The 21,393-nt window shown below is 60.4% G+C and carries 21 protein-coding genes; 9 read left to right on the top strand and 12 right to left on the bottom strand.

Annotation, left to right across the window (positions count from 1 at the left end; all coding sequences use genetic code 11):
* Window positions 1–10 precede the first annotated feature (10 nt).
* The 4 genes from POR16_RS21470 to POR16_RS21455 all read right to left on the bottom strand — a co-directional run bounded on the left by POR16_RS21470 (window position 11) and on the right by POR16_RS21455 (window position 3,429).
* Complete coding sequence (locus POR16_RS21470) at window positions 11–760, bottom strand: methyltransferase domain-containing protein (protein WP_005887282.1); 750 nt, start codon at window positions 758–760, stop codon at window positions 11–13.
* Entirely contained in the window at window positions 757–1,062 is a 306-nt protein-coding gene (locus POR16_RS21465; RefSeq protein ID WP_005887283.1) for a MazG-like family protein, read from the bottom strand. Before POR16_RS21465 ends, POR16_RS21470 begins: the two co-directional genes overlap by 4 nt.
* Before the next feature lie 120 nt (window positions 1,063–1,182).
* Window positions 1,183–2,043: a MaoC/PaaZ C-terminal domain-containing protein gene (locus POR16_RS21460; RefSeq protein WP_005887285.1), complete on the bottom strand. Its 861-nt coding sequence runs from the start codon at window positions 2,041–2,043 to the stop codon at window positions 1,183–1,185.
* Window positions 2,044–2,073: 30 nt separating this feature from the next.
* A complete protein-coding gene (locus POR16_RS21455) occupies window positions 2,074–3,429 on the bottom strand; it encodes a 3-oxoacyl-ACP reductase (RefSeq protein WP_005887287.1) in 1,356 nt (451 codons plus the stop codon).
* Window positions 3,430–3,537: 108 nt separating this feature from the next.
* Here POR16_RS21455 and POR16_RS21450 point away from each other — a divergent pair, with 108 nt between their 5' ends.
* From POR16_RS21450 to POR16_RS21435, 3 genes are all read left to right on the top strand, one after another.
* Entirely contained in the window at window positions 3,538–4,815 is a 1,278-nt protein-coding gene (locus POR16_RS21450; protein WP_005887289.1) for an acetyl-CoA C-acetyltransferase, read from the top strand.
* Between the two features lie 174 nt (window positions 4,816–4,989).
* Entirely contained in the window at window positions 4,990–5,268 is a 279-nt protein-coding gene (locus POR16_RS21440) for a hypothetical protein (RefSeq protein WP_005887291.1), read from the top strand.
* Between the two features lie 31 nt (window positions 5,269–5,299).
* Window positions 5,300–6,715: a DUF726 domain-containing protein gene (locus tag POR16_RS21435; protein ID WP_005887293.1), complete on the top strand. Its 1,416-nt coding sequence runs from the start codon at window positions 5,300–5,302 to the stop codon at window positions 6,713–6,715.
* 6 nt (window positions 6,716–6,721) lie between these two features.
* On the opposite strand, the gene POR16_RS21430 is transcribed toward POR16_RS21435, so the two are convergent.
* Window positions 6,722–7,750 carry a bile acid:sodium symporter family protein gene (locus tag POR16_RS21430; RefSeq protein ID WP_042931981.1) on the bottom strand — a complete coding sequence of 343 codons (1,029 nt, stop codon included), beginning with the start codon at window positions 7,748–7,750 and terminating at the stop codon, window positions 6,722–6,724.
* Window positions 7,751–7,835: 85 nt separating this feature from the next.
* Between POR16_RS21430 and POR16_RS21425 the strand changes: the two genes are divergently transcribed.
* Together POR16_RS21425 and POR16_RS21420 are read left to right on the top strand one after the other, a co-directional pair.
* The gene (locus POR16_RS21425; protein WP_005887297.1) at window positions 7,836–8,639 is read left to right on the top strand and encodes an AraC family transcriptional regulator; all 804 of its coding nucleotides are present in this window, start codon (window positions 7,836–7,838) and stop codon (window positions 8,637–8,639) included.
* Window positions 8,640–8,884: 245 nt separating this feature from the next.
* Window positions 8,885–9,784 (top strand): PA4780 family RIO1-like protein kinase, encoded by a 900-nt coding sequence (locus POR16_RS21420; RefSeq protein WP_005887299.1) that lies wholly within the window; start codon window positions 8,885–8,887, stop codon window positions 9,782–9,784.
* Window positions 9,785–10,052: 268 nt separating this feature from the next.
* On the opposite strand, the gene cueR is transcribed toward POR16_RS21420, so the two are convergent.
* From cueR to POR16_RS21405, 3 genes are all read right to left on the bottom strand, one after another.
* Window positions 10,053–10,451 carry a Cu(I)-responsive transcriptional regulator gene (cueR, locus tag POR16_RS21415; protein ID WP_005887301.1) on the bottom strand — a complete coding sequence of 133 codons (399 nt, stop codon included), beginning with the start codon at window positions 10,449–10,451 and terminating at the stop codon, window positions 10,053–10,055.
* Window positions 10,448–12,646 carry a heavy metal translocating P-type ATPase gene (locus tag POR16_RS21410; RefSeq protein WP_005887302.1) on the bottom strand — a complete coding sequence of 733 codons (2,199 nt, stop codon included), beginning with the start codon at window positions 12,644–12,646 and terminating at the stop codon, window positions 10,448–10,450. Before POR16_RS21410 ends, cueR begins: the two co-directional genes overlap by 4 nt.
* A gap of 69 nt (window positions 12,647–12,715) precedes the next feature.
* Complete coding sequence (locus tag POR16_RS21405) at window positions 12,716–13,096, bottom strand: hypothetical protein (protein WP_005887304.1); 381 nt, start codon at window positions 13,094–13,096, stop codon at window positions 12,716–12,718.
* A 145-nt stretch (window positions 13,097–13,241) separates the two neighbouring features.
* Here POR16_RS21405 and POR16_RS21400 point away from each other — a divergent pair, with 145 nt between their 5' ends.
* Both POR16_RS21400 and POR16_RS21395 read left to right on the top strand, forming a co-directional pair.
* Window positions 13,242–13,439 (top strand): heavy-metal-associated domain-containing protein, encoded by a 198-nt coding sequence (locus tag POR16_RS21400; protein WP_005887306.1) that lies wholly within the window; start codon window positions 13,242–13,244, stop codon window positions 13,437–13,439.
* A gap of 151 nt (window positions 13,440–13,590) precedes the next feature.
* Window positions 13,591–14,787: a multidrug effflux MFS transporter gene (locus tag POR16_RS21395; RefSeq protein WP_005887308.1), complete on the top strand. Its 1,197-nt coding sequence runs from the start codon at window positions 13,591–13,593 to the stop codon at window positions 14,785–14,787.
* Between the two features lie 57 nt (window positions 14,788–14,844).
* On the opposite strand, the gene POR16_RS21390 is transcribed toward POR16_RS21395, so the two are convergent.
* Window positions 14,845–15,858 carry a zinc-binding alcohol dehydrogenase family protein gene (locus POR16_RS21390; RefSeq protein WP_005887310.1) on the bottom strand — a complete coding sequence of 338 codons (1,014 nt, stop codon included), beginning with the start codon at window positions 15,856–15,858 and terminating at the stop codon, window positions 14,845–14,847.
* A 111-nt stretch (window positions 15,859–15,969) separates the two neighbouring features.
* On the opposite strand from POR16_RS21390, the gene POR16_RS21385 reads away from it, so the two are divergent.
* Together POR16_RS21385 and POR16_RS21380 are read left to right on the top strand one after the other, a co-directional pair.
* Window positions 15,970–16,893 (top strand): LysR family transcriptional regulator, encoded by a 924-nt coding sequence (locus POR16_RS21385; protein WP_122355674.1) that lies wholly within the window; start codon window positions 15,970–15,972, stop codon window positions 16,891–16,893.
* A gap of 436 nt (window positions 16,894–17,329) precedes the next feature.
* Window positions 17,330–18,022, top strand: coding sequence for an ArsR/SmtB family transcription factor (locus POR16_RS21380; RefSeq protein WP_005887316.1), 693 nt, complete (start codon window positions 17,330–17,332; stop codon window positions 18,020–18,022).
* A 115-nt stretch (window positions 18,023–18,137) separates the two neighbouring features.
* On the opposite strand, the gene POR16_RS21375 is transcribed toward POR16_RS21380, so the two are convergent.
* From POR16_RS21375 to POR16_RS21365, 3 genes are all read right to left on the bottom strand, one after another.
* Window positions 18,138–19,091, bottom strand: a complete 954-nt coding sequence (locus POR16_RS21375) for an adenosine deaminase (protein ID WP_005887318.1) — start codon at window positions 19,089–19,091, stop codon at window positions 18,138–18,140.
* A 78-nt stretch (window positions 19,092–19,169) separates the two neighbouring features.
* Window positions 19,170–20,135, bottom strand: a complete 966-nt coding sequence (locus tag POR16_RS21370; protein ID WP_005887319.1) for a 2-oxoglutarate and iron-dependent oxygenase domain-containing protein — start codon at window positions 20,133–20,135, stop codon at window positions 19,170–19,172.
* 69 nt (window positions 20,136–20,204) lie between these two features.
* Window positions 20,205–21,299 (bottom strand): BMP family ABC transporter substrate-binding protein, encoded by a 1,095-nt coding sequence (locus tag POR16_RS21365; RefSeq protein ID WP_005887321.1) that lies wholly within the window; start codon window positions 21,297–21,299, stop codon window positions 20,205–20,207.
* Between the last annotated feature and the right edge of the window lie 94 nt (window positions 21,300–21,393).

Genomic DNA, 21,393 nt, shown 5'->3' with positions numbered 1-21,393 from the left:
CGCAATAGTGTCAGACCGGACGGCAGATCCAGTGCAGGTATCGACCCAGCCCTGCAAAGGCTGGGTGACGCCGATGCGCCAGCTCCATCTCCAGCAGCTCTGTCAGTTCGGCCCGAGCCTGGAATTCTATCGGCATGTAATCGTGAAACACCCGCACACCGCTACGGGTTTCGATGCTCCACAACCCCTCAAGTTGCGCCTCTAGCTCACGAGGGTCGAGCGGTTGTTGAGGTGTCAGGCTCTGCTTTTCTCCGGCCATGTCATTCTTGCGCATCTTGCGGAAATGGCCTTTCAACAGGTTGCGATAGATCAGCGCGTCGCGGTTATAGAACGCCAGTGACAGCCAGCCGTCGTGCTTGGTCAGCTGGCGCAGCACGGGAAGGATCGTGTGCGGCTCGGCGAGCCATTCCAGCACAGCGTGGCACAGCACCAGATCATATGTGTCACTCAGTAATCCGGGCAGCGCTTGCCAAGGGGCCTGAATGAAGGTTGCCGTCTGTCCGGCATCGGCGAAACGCTGGCGCGCGCCTTCCAGCATGGGCTCGGCAGGTTCGGCCAGCGTCACCTCGTGGCCTTGCTCGGCCAGCCACAGCGACATGTGGCCCAGGCCTGCGCCGATGTCCAGCACGCGCAGTGATCGGTCCGGCAAGGCCTCGGTCAGATCCGCCTGCAGCACGGCGAGGCGAATGGCGCCTTTCGCGCCGCCATAGATCTTTTCCGCAAAGCGGGTCGCCAACTGGTCGAAATGACGGTCACTCACGGGGCGAATCTCCGTTCGCTGTCCGCCAGTTTGTTGCGTACCACTTCTTCCATGTCCAGCCCCAGTTCGCTGCACAGCAACAATAGGTACAGAACGATATCGCCAACTTCCTGACCGGCATGCTCCAGTTGGTCGGCAGGCAGCTCGCGGGACTGGTCTTCACGCAGCCACTGGAATATTTCCACTAGCTCGGCCATCTCCACGCTGGCCGCCATGGCCAGGTTCTTGGGGCTGTGAAATGGCTTCCAGTCGTTCTGGTCGCGAATACGGTGCAGGCGTCGGGTCAACTCGTCGAGGTTCATTGTGCTCTCCTGAAGACGCATAGCTTCAGGGGGAACGGTCCGCCAGGCAAGTGGGCGTTGGGGTTTGTTCAGCCAAGGCTCAATCATGATCAGAGAGCCATGCTCCCGAATCAGGAAAACCTACCGGGTAACCGGTTGCCAGCTACCAGTCATGTGCACAATGTCATTGTCGTCATCCACCCGAAACTGCCCCTGCGAACCTCCGGCACTGGCCGACAGCATCACATCGGCAGGCAGGCGCACCGACTTCTTGAACTGTGCGCTGATTTCAATATTCGAGGTGGGCAAGTGCTCATCGAGTGCGGCCAGGGCGCGTGCCTTCAGCCACATGCCGTGAGCGATGGCCCGTGGGAAGCCGAACATCTTGGCGCTGGGTGCGCTGAGGTGAATCGGGTTGTAGTCGCCAGACACCTTGGCGTAATCGCGGCCAATCTGCGGCGGTGCCCGCCAGCTTTCCACCTGCATCAGCGGGAGCTGCACCGACTCTTCCGGCTCGGCGGACGAGCTGTCCGATTCGGCAGCGGTACAAAGCATGGTGCTTTCTTCTTCCCAGAGCAGCCCCAGCCCGTCTTCGGCCTGCGTCACCAGCGTGAACATCGCGCCCTTGCGGTGCGGGCGCAGGTTTGTGGCCTGCACGCTGATGTACAGCTGACTGACGCCACCCAGCGGGCGATGGATGCGGATGCAATTATCGATGTGAATCAGCCCCAACAACGGGAACGGAAATTCCTGCGACGTCATCAACTGCATCTGTAGCTGAAACGCCATGACATGCGGATAGGTCGGCGGCAGCAGGCTGCTGTCCTCAAACCCGCAGACCTTGCGATATGCCCCTACCTTTGTAGCGTCTACTGCAACCCAGCTGCGCAAGCCAAGATCGGGTAACTGCGAGCCTGTCACCTTGCGGCGGCGCATTGCCGCCTGCAGGAACAGGTTTGAAAGGGGTTGCAGAGAATCGAGGTAGCGCCAGTGAGCAGTCATTATCCATCTCCTTGAGCTTGGTACAGGGCCTCAGGCCCCGATTACACTTTGACCACATACACGCAACACTTGACCGCTCACCGCGCCGCTGCCTGCCTGGCTGAACCACGCCACCGCTTCGGCAACATCCTGAGGCGAGCCGCCCTGGCCCAAAGTACTCATGCGCCGACCCGCTTCGCGCAGAGTGAAAGGCATCTTGGCCGTCATCTTTGTTTCGATAAAACCTGGGGCAACTGCGTTGATACTGATACCACGGGCCTTGAGCGCCGGGGCCATGGCGCGGGCAAAGCCGATCAGCCCGGCCTTGCTGGTGGTGTAGTTGGTCTGACCGCGATTACCGGCGATACCGCTGATCGAGGCCATCAGCACGATTCGTGCGTTGTCGTTCAGTGCACCGCCGTCCAGCAGGGCCTGGGTCAGTACCTGCGGGGCATTGAGGTTGACGGCCAGTACCGAGTCCCAGAAGTCCTCCGGCATGTTGGCGAGCGTCTTGTCGCGAGTAATGCCGGCATTGTGAATCAGAATATCGACGCCCCCTGGCAAGTGCTCGAGTAACTGGGCGGGAGCATCCTCGGCACAGATATCCAGCGCCAGAGCCTGGCCGCCGAGTCGCGAGGCCAGCGCTTCCAGTTCATTTCGGCTTTGTGGCACGTCCAGCAGGATGACCTGTGCGCCGTCACGCGTCAGGGTTTCGGCAATCGACGCCCCAATGCCCCGCGCAGCGCCGGTGACCACAGCCTTGCGTCCGGCCAGCGGGCGTGTCCAGTCCTGGACCTGTGTCGGGCAGGCGCTCAGGTGAACGAGCTGGCCTGTAATGAACGCCGCTTTGGGTGTGAGGAAAAAGCGCAACGCGCCTTCCAGTTGATCCTGCGCATCTTCATCCACCTGCAACAGCTTGACCGTTGCACCGTTGCGCATTTCTTTGGCCAGCGAGCGGCTGAAGCCTTCTATCGCCTGCTGAGTGCTGGCCGCCAGCGGGTCTTCCAGTGTTGCCGGCGACCTTGCCAGAATCACCACATGCGCGCAGTGGTCGAGGTTGCGCAACAGGGGTTGAAAGAAATCACGGAGCTGCTTGAGCTGGTCGGTTCGCAGGATCTGACTGGCATCGAAAACCACTGCCTTGAGCCGAGGCCCCTGATTGGCCACCCAGGTGCTGGCACCGGGCATTTCGCTGCCGAAGCTGTAAAGCGAGTCGGTCAGGCGGCTGGCGAATTGACGGACCTGATCGCCCAACGGTCCGGCGCTGATCAACAGCGTCCCTTCGACGGGGCGAAGGCGCCCGGCCTGCCAGCGCTCCAGGTGCGCAGGGGCTGGCAGACCTGTAGCGTTCACCAGACGCCGACCCATATCGGAGTTGGCGAAATCTATGTAGCGATCTGACGGCATGGAACACTCTCCTGAAGTCGGGGTTCAAAGGAATGGACCACGTTGGTACGACGTTCGTTCTTGCGATCGACACGGCTCATTCATTCGTTTGTAGAAAGGGAGTTTTCCATGACGCATCCACGTCGGGTCGCCATCGTCGGCGGTAACCGTATTCCGTTCGCGCGCTCCAACGGCCCTTACGCGAAGGCGAGCAATCAGGACATGCTGACCGCGGCCCTCGAAGGCCTGATCGAGCGTTTCAATCTGCATGGCTTGCGCTTGGGCGAAGTGGTGACCGGCGCGGTACTCAAGCACTCCAGAGACTTCAACCTGACCCGTGAATGCGTGCTGGGCTCGCGGCTGTCCGCGCAGACCCCGGCCTACGACATTCAGCAGGCCTGTGGCACCGGGCTGGAGGCGGCATTGCTGGTAGCCAACAAGATCGCGCTGGGGCAGATCGACTGCGGCATTGCCGGAGGCGTGGACACTACGTCGGATGCGCCGATAGGTGTCAATGAGGGGCTGCGCAATATCCTGCTGCAGGTCAATCGCAGCAAAACTCCTGGCTACAAGCTCAAGACCCTTCTGCAACTGCGTCCGCATCATCTCAAGCCCGAGCTGCCGCGCAACGGTGAGCCGCGCACAGGCCTTTCCATGGGGCAACATTGTGAGTTGATGGCGCAGGCCTGGGGCATAGAACGTGCGCCGCAGGACCAGCTTGCGCTGGAAAGCCACCTGAAAATGGCCGCGGCCTATGCCGAGGGCTGGCAGGATGATTTGATGACGCCCTACTTGGGGCTCAACCGTGACAACAACCTGCGCCCGGACCTGACGCTGGAGAAACTGGCGAGTCTCAAGCCCGCTTTCGAGCGCAGCGCCAAGGGTACGCTGTCGGCGGGCAACTCGACGCCGCTGACCGACGGCGCGTCCGTCGTGCTGCTGGCCAGCGAAGAGTGGGCTCGCGAGCGGGGTTTGCCGGTGCTGGCTTACTGGCGTGATGGTGAGGCGGCGGCTGTGGATTTCGTCAAGGGCGCAGAAGGGCTGCTGATGGCTCCGGTCTATGCCGTGCCGCGTCTGCTGGCCCGCAATGGCCTGACCCTTCAGGATTTTGATTACTACGAAATTCACGAAGCCTTTGCTGCTCAGGTGCTGTGTACCCTCAAGGCTTGGGAGGATGCCGATTACTGCAAGACCCGCCTGGGGCTGGACGCGCCACTGGGGACGATCGATCGCAGCAAAATGAACGTCAAAGGCAGTTCGCTCGCAGCCGGCCACCCGTTTGCCGCCACCGGAGGCCGGATCGTCGCCAACCTGGCCAAACTGCTGGATGCGGCAGGCAGCGGGCGCGGACTGATATCCATCTGCGCCGCAGGCGGGCAGGGCGTGACGGCGATACTTGAGCGTTAGGCAAATACCCGGGGACATGGGCATAATCCGCTGCTGCGTGGTCAAGGTTGGACGCGGAGCGTCCAGAACGGCATGCCCACGCGGAGCATGGGCACGCACTTCGTGACACTCTGCGTCACAGCCGCGCTAGGGATGACTAATCAGTACTATTGGCGTGTAACGTTGAGGTAAAGCATGGGGCTCATTATTGGCGTGTCGGTACTGGCAATTCTGATCAGCGCCGCGCTCTATCTCTTCGACAAAGGCGCGCGGACTCGCTGGTTGCGGCCTTACATCGGCCTTGCGCTGATCGGTTTGCTGATCGGCGGGATGGGGTTGCTGGTGGGGCTGGTGTCCGATGACATCGAAGGTTATTTTTTGCTGGTTGCCAAATGGGTGATCGCCGTGACCGGTATCATGTTCTGCCTGCGACTGATCATGCTGATCGCCAAACGCTTCATCGTCAGAAATTGAGCGCGCAATTCCCCATGCGTGACAGGACAACGTGGAAAATCATTTCAAGTTTCTGACCCTGCCCAAGACATCGGGCGAGGTCGCCAACGTCTTCATTCACGGATACTCGTCAGGCCACGATCTGGATGACCGGCGCATGCTGGCCAACAGCATCCCCGGCGCCTTGCGTCAGAGCGTGAATATTCTGGCCTTTTGGCCGTCGAGCCATTTCACCCAGATGGATAATCGCTCTCGGGGCCTGCTGATGGCTGCCGCTCGTGTGCATCCACTGGCGGGTGCAGCGGCGCTGGCGGGGGACCGTGTCGTGCATTTCGCGCGTATCCGCAACCGCGCCCGGGACATGGGTAAAGTGCTGCTGGCGCAACTCGATCGCTACCTGTTCGAACATCATCCGGGCGTCAAACGCGTTAATCTGATCGGTCATTCTCTGGGCGGACGCTTGTTGATCAGTGCGCTCAAGCACCTGGAACAGCCTCTTGAGCATGGTCTGGTCGTGGACGACGTGCTGTTGATGGCTGCAGCGGTGCGCATCGAGCCCGGCGAGGCGCAAGTGCTCAAGCAGAAGATTAGCGGACGGCTGATCAACGCCTATTCCAGCGACGACCATGTGCTGCTGCTCAACCTGGGCGAGAAAAGCCTGGGGCGCACGCCAGTCGAGCATTTTGAAAACGTGCGCATGCCGGGCTACCGCCACCATCATTACTGGCGACGCTTGCACGAGGTGCTGATCGCCACCGGGTTCAGCGGCTGCGAAGGGCTGAAAACCGGTGTTGCCGTGTTACCGACAACGACCCGCGACCCGGTCTTGCAAGACACCTGGCTACATGACGTATTGGCGCGCTCGCCGGATTACGTGCTGGAAGCGGCGATCAGGCACCTGCGCAGCAGTCGCTGGACCCGTCTCAAGGAAACCGAGGCGAACCGCACGTACGCCTTCGTGCGTGAGTTTCAGCTGGTTGCCGGGCACTTTCTGATCAATGCTGCCCGACGCAGAGGCGTGCCTTACACGCGAGTGCTGGGCATGCTGGCGCGGCAATATGGCCTGGACGCTGCATTGCACCAGTGCGCAACGGTCGTTGAAGTGGAAGAACTGCTGCTCAAGACCTTTTTCCGCCACGCGTTCAACAATGAACATCCGCTGGTGCAAATGCCCCGTGCCAGCGTGGGCGCGATGGGTTGGGAGGTATACGCCGCGCATGTCGATGCCTTGGCCGAACGCTTGACCGTTGCAGCGTTTTTCAAACCCGTGTTGCCTGACACCCGTGCACTGCCTGAAAAAGCGCCCGGTTCGATCAAGGGTTTGCTGGGCGCGATTCGCCAGGCCCCGGTGCAGCGCCTGCTGACACATTTCGGCACTGCGCTCAGGCCAGGCTATTCGGCGCTGATCCCGACCGTGGCGATCGTTTTCTATGCGCGCGTCACGCTTGATGACGACGCGCTGATGTAGCGTGCGTCAGGCGGCACGCGCCTCTTCCAGTGCGGCTTCCGACAATTGCTGACGGTGACGGCTGGCATAGCTCTCGGCAATCACCGAGCATACGATCAACTGCATCGGGTGATAGATCATGATCGGTAGCAGGATCAGCCCCAGCCCAGGATTGCTGCCGAAGATCAGCGCCGCCATCGGCGCACCGGCTGCCAGAGACTTCTTGCTGGCGCAGAACACCGCAGCAACCTTGTCGGCATGATTGAACCTGAGCACCCGCGCAGTGCGTGTGGTCATCAACAGAATCACGGCCAACAGTAGCGCGGTGCCGATGAAGGCGGTCAGGAGCACGCTGTTGCCCTGGCTTTGCCACATTCCCGAAATCATCGAATTGCAGAACGCCGCGTAGACCAGCAACAGGATGACCATCTTGTCGATCAGGTTGGTGTACTTCTTGTGCCGTGCGAAGAGTTTGCCGAGCAGTGGTCGCATCAGCTGGCCCAGCACCAGCGGCAACAGGAGCATGGCGCACAGGCTCAGCAGGGTGTCACCCAGATCGATACCGCCTGCGCCAGTGCCGACCAGCAGACTCACCAGCCACGGCGTGATGAAAATCCCGATGACGCTGGACATGCTGGCGTTGAGAATCGCGGCGGGAACGTTGCCGCCCGCACTGCCGGTCAGCGCCACCGAAGACGAAATGGTCGAAGGCAGGGCGCACAGGTAGAAGAAACCCAGCATCAGCAACGCCGGCACGTGCGAGCTGAGCAGTCTGTCACAGGCCAGCCATATCAGCGGGAACACCACGAAAGTGAACACCTGGATCATCACGTGCAGTCGCCAGTTGGTCAGGCCTCTTTTGATCTGCTCGCTGGAGAGGTTGACGCCGTGCAGAAAGAACACCACAAACACGCCGATGTTGATCACATATTCGGCGTGCATGTTGCCGCCGGTAGCCCCGAAACGCGGAAAAAAATAAGCCAGTACCGTGGCCAGAACCATGCCCCACAGGAACCAGTCGGTGGCGACGCGCTTGAAGTGTTTGAGTGATTGCATGGCGAACTCGGACATCTTTTGTCATCAGGGATGCGCGCAGGCTACTCTGTTGTCCCGCAGCCGTCTTGCGACACAAGGCCATAAGATGCCGACTAACGGACAACCCGATCAGCGTCATCCTGAAGGAGAGCGACAGATACCGGCGCTGTCCGGTTTGCCGCGTCCGCTGTATGCCCGCGCCGAAAGCCTCAGTGCCGGTTCATGGACGCCGCCTCATCGTCACGACTGGGTGCAGTTTTCCTATGCAATCAGCGGCGTCCTGGGGGTACATACTGCCGAGGGCAGTTTTTTTGCTCCGCCGCAGTGGGGCGTCTGGGTGCCTGCCGGGCTTGAGCATGAGGTGGTGACCTCCATGCGCGCCGAAATGCGCAGTTTGTACATTCGTACGGCTGATTCCAGTTGGGCACCGCAGCGCTGTCGGGTTCTAGAGGTCACGCCGCTGGCCCGCGAGCTGATCAAGAGCTTTTGTCTATTGCCTGCGGACTACCCCGAGCAGGACAGCCATGAGTCACGGCTGGTGCAGGTGCTGCTGGATCAACTGGCGGGCTTGCCCGAAGTCGGATTCTCACTGCCGTTGCCGCGTCATCCGCGCTTGCTGGGGCTGTGCAACGAATTGATCGAGGAACCCGGCCAGTTGATCACCTTGCACGACTGGGCCGATCGTCTGGGGACGTCGGAGAAAACCCTGATGCGCCTGTTTCAGCGTGAAACCGGGTTGAGCTTCCGGGGCTGGCGTCAGCGAGCACGCTTGCTGTCTTCGCTTTCTGCACTGGAAGAGGGCGCCAGTGTCACCCGGACCGCGCTGGCCTGCGGCTATGACTCGACATCAGCCTTTATCGCAGCGTTCAAGGGGTTGTTCGGCTATACACCCGGCGATCTGTTCAAGTGAAATCGCATGGCCTGGGCGCACTGAGCCGGGTATATCGTCGTGTTTTTTCTGCCTTTACATGTTTTGTCCCGGAATATCTTTCTTCTGCCGCGCGGCACGAAAGGTGCTTGAAACCGGGGCATTGAGCGGTTTTTGATTAAAAAACCTTTCAATCCAAAGGGCACTACCCCTACTCGCTGGCGGAGGATTGCCGTATAACGGCAACAATCGCGTATCTGGCAACAAAGGACCCACAATAAAAGCTGATGAAAACTCCTAAACGCATTGAACCCCTGATCGAAGACGGTCTGGTCGACGAGGTGCTGCGCCCGCTCATGAGTGGTAAAGAGGCAGCTGTTTATGTGGTGCGCTGTGGCAACGAGCTGCGGTGTGCCAAGGTTTACAAGGAGGCTAACAAACGCAGTTTCCGTCAGGCGGCTGAATATCAGGAAGGCCGCAAGGTACGCAACAGCCGACAGGCTCGGGCCATGGCCAAGGGCTCGAAGTTCGGGCGCAAGGAAACCGAGGACGCCTGGCAGAACGCCGAAGTGGCTGCACTGTTTCGTCTGGCCAGTGCTGGCGTCCGGGTGCCCAAACCGTATGACTTCCTTGAAGGCGTACTGCTTATGGAGCTGGTGGCCGACGAATACGGTGATGCCGCCCCGCGTCTGAACGACGTGGTGCTGGAGCCGGATCAGGCGCGCGAGTATCACGCGTTCCTGATCGAGCAGATCGTGCTGATGCTGTGCGCCGGTCTGGTGCACGGTGACCTTTCCGAGTTCAACGTTTTGCTGGCGCCATCCGGTCCGGTGATCATCGACTTGCCGCAAGCGGTCGATGCAGCGGGAAACAACCATGCGTTCAGCATGCTGGAGCGCGACGTCGGCAACATGGCGTTGTACTTCGGCCGCTTTGCGCCTGAGCTGCGCAAGACCAGGTTCGCCAAGGAAATGTGGTCGTATTACGAGGCTGGCACCTTGTCGCCAGCCACGGTGCTGACCGGCGAGTTCGACGAGCCGGAGGACGAAGCCGATGTCGGTGGCGTACTGCGCGAAATCGAAGCAGCCCGTCTCGACGAAGCCCGCCGTCAGGCAGCCCGTGCTGCAGATGATGAGCCGCCGGGTAAATCCGCCGAAGAACCGCCACCGCCGTGGATGCAGCACTGACCTTTCCCGTGTCTATCGTGCCAATGCCCCGCGTTGGCATGCAGTTCGTGACGCTCTGCATGACAAATATTCAGACTGGTGGCACAGCAAGCGTAATCGGGCACAAGGCCTGAATAGCGCTTGCATCTTTACGGCCTAAAGCAGGCGTTAGTGCTGATGTGCGACGCGAAGCGCCACGAGCCGCATTCCCACGCGGAGCGTGGGGACGTATTGATAACTGCCCGGCTCGCTCCCACGGGAGTGTTGCGAGACCTGTCTTAGGCAGTGTCTAGCAACACCCGCCCGACGCCAGGTCCTTGAGGATCGGGCAGTCGGGTCGGTCGTCGCCCTGGCAGTGTTCAACCAGTTCCTTAAGCGTGTCGCGCAGGCTCGCCAGTTCCTCGATCTTGCGATCAAGGTCGCTTATGTGTTTTCGAGCCAGCGCCTTGACGTCGGCGCTGGCGCGTTGGCGGTCTTGCCAGAGGGTCAGCAGTTTGCCGACCTCGTCCAGCGAAAAGCCCAGATCCCTCGAGCGCTTGATGAACGCCAGCGTGTGCAAGTCTTCTGTGCTGTACAGGCGATAACCGCTGTCGCTGCGATTGGCCGCTTTCAGCAGACCAATGGATTCGTAGTAACGGATCATCTTTGCGCTCAAGCCGCTGCTTTTTGCAGCCTGGCCGATGTTCATGGTTTTTCCTCCAGGTCGCGCGGTTTCCAGGTTTTCAACAGCAGAGCGTTGCCCACCACGCTGACGCTGGACAAGGCCATTGCCGCGCCCGCCAGCACCGGGTTGAGGTAGCCCAGCGCGGCCAGAGGAATGCCGATCAGGTTATAGACGAATGCCCAGAACAGGTTCTGGCGGATCTTGGCGTAGGTCCGGCGGCTGATCTCCAGGGCTGCCGGTACCAAGCGCGGATCGCCGCGCATCAGGGTGATACCTGCGGCATGCATCGCTACATCCGTACCGCCGCCCATCGCAATGCCTACATCAGCCGCCGCCAGCGCCGGTGCGTCGTTGATGCCGTCGCCGACCATTGCCACGACATGATTGTTTTTCAATTGCGTGACGGTGTCCGCCTTGTCGGCAGGCAGCACCTCGGCATGCACATCATGGATGCCCAGCGCCCTGGCAACGACTTGCGCGCTGCCGCGGTTATCGCCAGTCAGCAAGTGGCTGGTGATACCACGCGCGTTCAGCGCCCTGATCGCCTGATCGGTGCCGGGCTTGAGTGTGTCACCGAAGGCGAACATGCCGATCACCTTATGCTCCGGTGCTGTTTCGATCAGCCAGGAAAGGGTACGCCCTTCGGCTTCCCAGACACGTGCAGATTCGGCCAGCTGGCCCATCGGCAGGCCGCTTTCGTCCAGCAGGCGCCGATTACCCAGCGCCAGCTCACGGCCCTGAACAGTACCGGCTATACCTCGGCCGCTTAGCGCGCGGCTGTCTTCGACCGGATCGAGTTTGAGTTGCCATTCATGGCAAACGTCCAGCACCGCTTTGGCCAGCGGGTGCTCGCTGCCGCGTTGCAGGGCGCCTGCCAGTTGCAGCAGGAGTTCTTCGTTGCCCAGCACCGCGCTCATGTTGGTGATGCGTGGTGTGCCCGAGGTCAATGTGCCGGTCTTGTCGAACACCACGGCGTCAACGTTGTGGGCACGCTCCAGTGCGTCGGCATCCTTGATCAGAATGCCGTAGCGCGCCGCCACGCCGGTGCCAGCCATGATCGCCGTTGGCGTCGCCAGCCCCAGAGAGCAGGGGCAGGCGATCACCAGCACGGCCACGGCATTGATCAGCGCCACTTCCAGAGAGGCGCCAACCAGCATCCAGCCCGCCAGCGTAAAGAAAGCGATCACCAGAACAGTCGGCACAAAGACCTGGCTGACTTTGTCCACCAGCTTTTGAATGGGCGCCTTGCCCGACTGCGCTTCTTCTACCAGGCGAATGATGCGCGCCAGAACCGTCTCAGTGCCGATCGCTGAAGTTCTGATCAGTAGACGGCCCTCACCATTGATGGCGCCGCCCGTGACCTTGTCACCCGATTGTTTGAACACCGGCAGACTTTCTCCAGTGATCAGCGCTTCGTCGGCATGACTGCGACCTTCGAGCACCTCGCCGTCTACCGGGAAGCGTTCTCCAGGCTTGACCAGCACGTAGTCGCCAATTCGCAGTTTGCTGATTGCCACTTCATGCTCAACGCCATCGACCATGCGCAGCGCGTGCTCCGGGCGCAGGGCCTCTAGGGCACGAATGGCGCTGGCTGTCTGGCGTTTGGCCCGGCTTTCCAGGTATTTGCCCAGCAACACCAGCGCAATGACTACCGCTGACGCTTCGAAGTAAAGGTGCGGCGTGGTGCCGGGTGCGGCGCTCAGCCATTGGTAGGCACTCAGCCCGTAGCCGGCGCTGGTGCCGATGGCAACCAACAGGTCCATATTACCGGCGCCTGCTCGCATGGCTTTCCAGGCGGCGACATAGAAGCGCGCGCCCAGAATGAATTGCACCGGTGTCGCCAGCGCAAATTGCGCCCAGGCGGGCAGCATCCAGTGCAGACCCAGAGGCGCCATTGCCATCGGCAGTATCAACGGCAGTGCCAGTGCGATTGCCAGTACCAAGGCCCAGCGCTCATGCTGCAAGTGACAGCGTTTGCTGTCGGCTTCGGCGCGATGGTCCTGAATCAGCGTTGCACCATAACCGGCGCGGCTGACAGCGGCGACCAGCGTCTGCGGGTCGGTTTGCAGGGCGGTGACTACGTGGGCGCGTTCACTGGCCAGATTGACCGTCACGCTGTTGACCCCCGGCACTTTGGCCAGGGCACGTTCGACCCGGCCTGCGCAACTGGCGCAGGTCATGCCGCTGATCGGCAGGTCGAAGGTGGTGGTGTCTTGCATCTCTATCACTCCCTGAGGCTGGATACCTGCAAGGATCAACCTTGCCACATGGGCAAGGTCAAGCGCGAATCAATAGTTGAGGTCGGCCTTCTTGAGGTACAGCCCGTTCAGGTCGGTGGCAATGCGGTATTTGAGAATGTCCCCGGCGCGCAGTTTGATCTTGATGTTGTTCTGCGCTTCCATGCCTGATTCGCAACCCCTGACGGCGCCGCCTAGCCTGCGCAGCCGCACGGACACTTCACCCGGCGGCAGGTTGAAAGACACCGAGTCCTCTTGAAACAGGCGCCCGGCCAGTTGATCCTGAACATAAATACCGATTTCACAGGAGGTAGCCACCTCCAGTCGCTCTCGGGAAATGATCAGGATGCCGTAATCCTGAGCAGCCTGCGTGGCAGGTGCGATAGCCAGAAAACCGAGAATGGCGAAGAGACTCACTGCTGACCAGCGCATCGCTGATACTCCTGATGTAAACGTATTGACTCAGCTTGGCCCACGATCAGCCTGAATACCAGCCCGGCAGGAATCACAGAAACTTGACCTTGTCATGATGGCAAGGTTGAAGATGCCCGACATTCATCACAGAAGGAGTAGCACCATGCAGTTATTCAACGTTCAAGGCATGACCTGCGGGCACTGTGTTCGCGCCGTGACCGACGCCATCCGGCACGATGATCCCGCCGCCGATGTTCAAGTCGAGCTGGCCAGCAAGGAAGTCAGGGTGCAGAGCAGTCTGTCGCCAGAGCAGATTATCAGGTTGATCGGCGAAGAGGGTTATCAGGCGCAGTTGGCCTGAGCCTTGGCGAGGGAAGCCGAACTTGCGAAACAGGGGCGGCTCCCGGTATATAAAGTTTGAAAAACTTTGAATTAATTATCCTGTCCTCCGTCCTCTGCTAGGTATGCCGGTTAAACTGGCCCGTTGCTTTGCAGTCGTTGATGGACATCTGATGAATCTACGAACGATCCTTATCCTTGGCTCCTTGAGCGCCTTCGGCCCGCTGGCCATCGATTTCTACCTTCCTGGTTTTCCCGCCATAGCCTCGTATTTCGGGACCGACGAGAAGCACGTACAGCTGACCTTGGCCGCCTACTTTCTGGGCCTGTCCCTTGGCCAGTTGGCCTATGGGCCGGTAGCCGACCGTTTTGGCCGGCGTGTCCCGATGCTGGTCGGCGTTGCCCTGTTCATGCTGGCCTCGGTGGCCTGCGCCTTTGCTCCGAGTCTCGAGTGGCTGATCGGCGCACGTTTCGTTCAGGCGTTGGGTGGCTGTGCCGGGATGGTGCTGTCGCGGGCGATCGTCAGCGATAAATGCAATGCCGTCGAGTCGGCCAAGGTCTTCTCGCAACTGATGCTGGTGATGGGCCTGGCGCCTATTCTGGCGCCCATGCTCGGGGGCGTGCTGGTCAGCAGCTTTGGCTGGCAGTCGATCTTCGTCAGCCTTACGCTGTTCAGCGGGGCCTGCCTGACAGCGGTTGCAATCGGTCTGCCGGAAAGCATGCCCGCCAGCGCGCCTCGTCAGCCATTGAGCGGCGCATTGCGGCAATACGCCAACCTGTTCAAGGACCGCGTGTTTATCGGCCATGCCCTGACAGGTGGTATCGCCATGGCCGGAATGTTCGCTTACGTTGCCGGGTCGCCCTTTGTCTTCATCAAGCTGTACGGCGTACCTGCCGAGCATTACGGCTGGCTGTTCGGGATGAATGCGGCGGGCTTCATTCTGGTTGCGCAGATCAACGCGCGCGTGCTGCGCAAGACTGGCCCTGCATTCATATTGTCACGCACGGTATGGGTCTACCTGACGGCGGCGCTGGTCTTGCTGGCGATCACCGGGCTGCGTACCGAAGCGCTCTGGCCTTTGCTGGTGCCGCTATTCATATGCGTCGCGAGCCTGGGCTGCATCATTCCCAACGCCTCGGCCTGTGCCATGAATGGCCAGTGGGCGCGCGCCGGCAGTGCATCGGCATTGCTGGGGTGTCTGCAATTCAGCGTCGCCGCCGTCGCTGCCAGCCTGGTGGGCGTACTGCATGACGGCACGGCCACACCAATGGCGCTGGTCATCAGCCTGTGCGGTGTACTGACGGTGGGCCTTTCGGTGTTGACGCGTCGCGCGCAGCACACTCGGGACGCCAAGGCGCAGACTGCCTGATGCGTTTCGGCGCGGGGGCCGGTCGTTGTGCGACTGACTCCCGCGTTCTGGTGTGCCTCAGAACCCTTCAAGCACTACCTTGCCTTTGGCAGTGCCGCTTTCCAGCAGGGCATGAGCGCGGCGCAGGTTTTCGGTGTTGATGCGGCCAAAATGTTCACCGAACGTGGTTTTCAGTGTGCCAGCGTCGATCAGCTCGGCCACCCGGTTGAGCAGGTTGTGCTGTTCGATCATGTCCTCGGTTTCAAACATCGAGCGGGTGTACATGAACTCCCAATGCAACGAAAGGCTCTTGCGCTTGAGTTTCGAGACATCCAGCGTTTTTGGGTCATCGATCAGGGCCAGTTTGCCCTGCGGCTTGAGCGCCTCGACCAGTTGATCCAGATGCTGTTCGGTCTGAGTCAGGCTGGCCACGTGGGTCACCTGGTTCAGGCCGACACGTTTGAGTTCTTCGCTCAATGGCTTGCTATGGTCCAGCACTTCATGTGCGCCCAGCTCGCGAACCCAGCGTTCGGTCTCGGGGCGCGAAGCGGTGCCGATGACCTTGAGTGAGGTCAACTGCCGCGCCAACTGGGTCAGGATCGAACCCACACCACCCGCCGCGCCGACGATCAGCAGGCTGTGCGGGCCTTCGCCTTTCTGCTGAGCAATTTCCAGGCGCTCGAACAGCAGCTCCCAGGCAGTGATGGCAGTCAAAGGCAGCGCTGCTGCATGAGCAAAACTCAGGGTCTTGGGCATATGGCCGACGATGCGCTCATCGACAACGTGCAGTTCACTGTTGGCGCCTGGTCGGGTCAGGGAACCCGCGTAAAAAACGTTATCACCTGGCTTGAACAGGGTGACCTGGCTGCCAACGGCTTTCACCACGCCTGCCACGTCCCAGCCCAAGACCTTGGCCGCACCGTCTTCCGGCTGGACGTTCTGGCGAATTTTGGTGTCCACCGGGTTGACCGATATTGCCTTGACCTCGACCAGCAGATCGCGTGCGCCCGCGACCGGTTCTGGCAGCTCGATGTCCTGCAATGCTTGGGTGTCGCTGATCGGCAACGAATGGTAGTAGGCAATGGCTTTCATCACGGGGCCTCCTCGGAAAATGATGGAGAGATCATTGGCTATTTCCAGTAAAGATAAAACCCGTTAAAACTGCAGTCTGTTTCAACTTTATTTTGATAATGCGAGGCTTTGATGCTGCGTTTTGATGACTTGCAGTTGTTCGTGCGTGCAGCGGACCTGGGCAGCCTTTCTGCTGCTGCGCGAGTGATGGACATGTCTGCGGCGGTGGCGAGTGCGGCGCTCAAGCGCATTGAACGGCAGTTGGGCGCGCGTCTGCTGGCGCGCTCTACCCGCAGCCTCAGGCTTACCGCAGAGGGCGAGGGGTTTCTGGAATATGCCCGTGCGGCGCTGGGTAGCCTTGAAGAAGGACGCAGATTGTTGGCCAGCAGTCAGGATCGCTGCGAGGGCGTGCTGCAACTCTCTGCCCCCTCGGACCTGGGTCGTAACGTGCTCTTGCCCTGGCTGGATGACTTTCAGCAGCAGCATCCGCAACTGACCGTCCGGCTGTTGCTGGGTGATCGCATAGCTGATCTATTTCGCCAGCCTGTCGATGTCGCGCTGCGTTACGGCGAACCCGAGGACTCCAGCCTGGTGGCGCTGCCGGTTCTGCCTGACAACCGGCGGGTGCTGTGTGCCGCTCCGGGTTATCTGGAACGCCACGGTGAGCCTCATCAAATCGAACAGTTGGCGCAGCACAATTGTCTGCTGTTCATGTTGGGTGATCGCGTGCATGACCGCTGGACGCTGAATGACGGCAAGCGTGAAATCAGTCTGACGGTCAGCGGTAATCGCTTCAGCGACGATGCCGACGTGGTACGCCGCTGGGCCGTGGCGGGCGAGGGAGTCGCGTACAAGTCCTGGCTGGACGTTGCTGCAGACGTCAGAGTCGGCCGCCTGAAAGTGCTCATGCCCGACCTGACCGGAGAGCGCGCCCCGCTGAACTTGTTGTGCGCGCACCGTGCGCAACTCAGCAAACCGGTCAATCTGCTGCTGGATATGCTCAGGTCTCGCTGTAAGCAACATGCTGTAGGCCCGTCGCCTGTTGGTTTGTTTTAATGGCTACGTGTGACAGGGAAATAGCCTACGGACACTTCGGAAAATAGAGTATTTAAATGCATTTCAAATCTGCAAAGTTCTGCTTCAGGTACTAACTTGAAGCCGACTGTTGTTGAGGGGTTTTGGCATTTTTGTCATAGGCATGGCGCTTGTGTTTTCCGTTACTTTTTCAGGGGTGCGCTGAAAGCCCTTGATTAGAGCGGTTTCTGTGTAATGGCTAGTAGCCGCCAAATCCGGCGTGACACTCCAGCTTCAGGCGGTTTTGCGGGTGTTCGCGCGACCACAGTGCGCACCAGTAGTTTTTCACCCGCCGGGGGCGCAGGCCATAGAGTTTATACTTGTCATTTCAGGTCAAAGACGCGTTCAACTTTATCAGAGCGTGATTACAGTCATTAAGTCACCGAGACAGATGAATGTTTCAACAGGGAGTGAACACATGGAATATGGTCCGCGCATCAGCCAGATTGCAACATTGCTGGCCGACCCCAAGCGCAGCGCAATGATCTGGGCGTTGATGGACGGTACGGCTCGTTCCGCCGATGAGCTGGCGATTCTGGCGGGGCTCTCTACGTCTTCGGCGGGGGCGCATCTGGCGCGTCTGGCCAATGGCGGTCTGTTGAAGCAGGAAGCCCGGGGGCGAAAGCGGTTTTTCCGTCTGGCCGCGCCGGAAGTCGGTGCTGCCGTGGAAGCGCTGGCCTGTGCGTCGCAGGCCAGCGCCGTGCAGATCAGTCGGCGTTTTGCCCAGCCCATGCCTCCCTTGCCACTGCGGCGCGCAAGAATCTGCTCCGATCACCTGGGCGGTGAAATGGCTGCCGAGCTTTATCAGCGGTTGCTGGGGGCCGGCTGGATAGAGCAGCAGGAGAAGCGTATCGAAGTGACGAGCAAGGGCGTGGCCAGCTTTGCCGAGCGCGGCATCTACATACCTGCGCTGGCACAGCGCAAACGCGAAACAGTGTGTGCCTGCCCGAAACTGAGCGACCACAGCGCGCACCTGGGGGGCGCGCTGGGGGCGGGATTGTTGCAGTTGTTCATTCAGATGGGCTGGCTACGTACCACTGAGGAGTCCAGCACGTTGCAGGTCTCGTCCAGCGGGCAGCGGGAAATCAGCAAGATAGCTGCAGCGGCCTAAGAGGGCATGCCTCAATACCGAACGCAGAGCGTCCAGACCTGCGTTCCTGCGCTGAAGCGTGAGGAACGACAAGTGCAGGATTGATGCTCCGCGCTGTTTCCGGGAGTAGAGCGTTTCAGGGCTTGACCAGGCGGGCATCCAGGCTGTTTTGTGCCAGGCGGGTGGCCTGGTCCTGAGTCATGCCCAGGTGCGTATACAGCGCATGGAAGTTCTCGGTCACGTAGCCGCCGAAGTAGGCCGGGTCGTCGGAGTTCACCGTGACTTTCACGCCGCGCTCGAGCATGTCGAGGATGTTGTGCCGAGCCATGTCGTCGAACACGCAGAGCTTGGTGTTGGAGAGCGGGCAGACGGTCAGCGGGATCTGTTCGTCGATGATGCGCTGCATCAGCCGCTCGTCTTCGATGGCGCGAACGCCGTGGTCGATACGCTGGATTTTCAGCAGGTCCAGTGCTTCCCAGATGTACTCCGGCGGCCCTTCTTCCCCGGCATGGGCCACGGTCAGGAAGCCTTCGTTGCGGGCGCGGTCAAACACGCGCTGGAACTTGCTCGGCGGGTGGCCCATTTCAGAGCTGTCGAGGCCCACGGCGACGAACGCATCGCGGAACGGCAGCGCCTGGTCGAGGGTCTTTTCGGCTTCGTCTTCGGACAGATGACGCAGGAAGCTCAGGATCAAACCGCTGTCGACACCCAGCTTCGACTTGCCGTCTTTCAGCGCACCGGTAATCCCGGCCAGCACCACTTCAAACGCAATGCCACGGTCGGTGTGGGTTTGCGGATCGAAGAATGGTTCGGTGTGGATGACGTTCTGTTCCTTGCAGCGCTGCAGGTAGGCCCAGGTCAGGTCGTAAAAGTCCTGCTCGGTGCGCAGCACGTCTGCGCCGCGATAGTACAGGTCGAGGAATTCCTGCAGATTGTTGAAGGCGTAAGCCTTGCGCAGCGCATCTACGTCATTCCACGGCAGGGCAATCTTGTTGCGCTCGGCCAGGGCGAACAGCAGCTCGGGTTCCAGCGAGCCTTCGAGGTGCAGGTGCAGTTCTGCCTTGGGCAGTGCGTTCAACCAGTCGTACATATTCTTTTCTCATCAGGTGCAGATGGCGGGCATTCTACAGATGCATGCCGCTGCGCAGGGTAAAACCTGACCGAACGTTCAACTTGGCTCTTGTTCGCGACGATAGGCGTAAGTATCGGCGAAGCGTGAAAGCAGAAATTCGGCACACGTCGTTACAGGGTAGCGGGCCGGATGAGTTTCGCTCTGACAGCCAGGCAGGCACTCGATGCGCGTGTCCGGATGCGGTTCGGCAAAGAACGGCATCGAATAGCGATCGACACCCAATGTGCTGATGACCCGGTGGGGCGTGGACAGATAACGATCATTGCTCCAGCGCGCCATCATGTCACCGAGGTTGACCACGAAGGTGCCGTCGACAGGCGGTGCGTCGATCCATTCGCCGCTTACGTCGCGAACCTGCAGACCGCCCGCCGTGTCCTGGTACAGCAAGGTGATACAGCCGTAATCGGTGTGCGCTCCCGCGCCTTGTTGCTCGGCTGACGTCGCGGTGTGCCGTGGCGGGTAATGAATCATGCGCAGCACGCTGACCGGGTCCTTGAAGCGCTGATCGAAAAAGTCGTGCTCGATGCCCAGAGCCAGTGTCATGGCGCGCAGCAGGGTTTGCGCCAGCGCCTGCATGTCCAGGTAATGCTGCTCCATCAGGCTGGCCCAGCCGGGAATGTCCGGGTGCCGATTGGGGCCGCGCAACGGTTTGCCGGCCAGTACATCGGAATGGCTGGCCTCCATATGCAGGCCCATGTCGAAGGTTTCTTTCAGGTCGCTCGGCAGGCCGGGGTCCAACTGCTCGGTGGCAATCGCGCCGTAGCCACGATGGTGAGTGCTTTGGGTGATATCGATCCTGAGCTTTTCGGCTGCATCCCTGGCGAAGAAGTCCTTGGCGGCGGCCTGTACCTGTTCGATGCGTTCGGCGCTGATCGGGTGGCCTTTGATGTAGAAAAAGCCCCATTCACGGCAAGCGCTGTCGATCTGTGTGGCGACAGCCTGCCAGGCTTGGGCGTCCGCGCCGTAAAGCGGGCTGATGTCGATGACGGGAAGCTGGTCCATTAACCGTTCCTGAGCGTTCGGTGGTGTTCAACAGAGAGGGACGTGCCCGCCGAGGCAGGCAAAACAGCGTTACTTGGGAAGTTCGGCCTTGATCCCTTCCACGTAATAGTTCATCGATGCCAGCTCGGCGTTGGTCGCAACGACGCCATCGGCAATCTTGATCGTGCCGTTCTGGTCCTTGATCGGGCCAGTGAACGGGTGGAATTCGCCGCTTTCGATGCTGGCGATGATCTTCTGCGCCTCGGCTTTCACGTCAGCCGGCACGACGTCGCTGATCGGCAGTTCGACCGTGCCTTCTTTCAGGCCACCCCAGTAGTCCTGCGGTTTCCAGGTGCCGGCGATGGCGCCCTCGGCGGCCTGGGTGTAATGCGGGCCCCAATTGTTGACGATGGAAGTCAGCACCGCCTTTGGCCCGAAATGCGCCATGTCCGAGGCGTAACCTACCGCGTAGACGCCACGGCGCTCGGCCGTCTGGATCGGTGCCGGGCTGTCGGTGTGCTGGAAGACTACGTCGACGCCCTGATCGATCAGGGCGTTGGCGGCGTCCGCTTCCTTGCCCGGATCGAACCAGGAGTTGACCCAGACCACTTTGATTTCAGTGCCCGGGTTGTATTTGTTCAGCGCCAGCTGGATGGCGTCGATGTCACGCAGCACTTCAGGGATCGGGAATGAGGCGACGTAGCCGATCTTCTTGGTCTTGGTCATTTTCGCTGCGATGTAACCGCTGACGTAGCGGCCTTCATAAGTACGGGCCAGGTAAGTGCCCATGTTCTTGTCCTGCTTGTAACCGGTTGCGTGCTCGAATTTCACTTTCGGGAATTGCTTGGCGACTTTCAGGGTCGGGTTCATGTAACCGAAGGAAGTACTGAAGATCAGGTCATAGCCGCCCTTGGCCATGTTGCGAATCACCCGCTCGGCGTCGGCACCTTCCGGCACGTTTTCCACGTAAGTGCTGCTGACCTTGTCGCCCAGCGCCTTGACCATCGCCAAGCGGCCCTGTTCGTGCTGATAGGTCCAGCCGTGGTCGCCGATAGGGCCGATGTAGACGAATCCGACTTTCAGCGGATCGGCGGCCGATGCGAGCAGGCTGGAGCCGATGCCGACGACAGCGGCCATGGCGCACAGCAGTTTTTTCAGAGGACGACGTGGGTTGGTCAGGTGCATCGGGTCTAGCTCCTTGCGGTCTTGTTGGAGTGCGTACTCCCGACAATGCAAATAACTGACCAACAGGACAACTATGTCGCCAGCGCGTCTTTGA

Source organism: Pseudomonas coronafaciens pv. oryzae str. 1_6 (genome assembly GCF_000156995.2).
Taxonomy (GTDB): domain Bacteria; phylum Pseudomonadota; class Gammaproteobacteria; order Pseudomonadales; family Pseudomonadaceae; genus Aquipseudomonas; species Aquipseudomonas tremae.
This window is presented reverse-complemented; position numbering and strand designations above follow the sequence as displayed.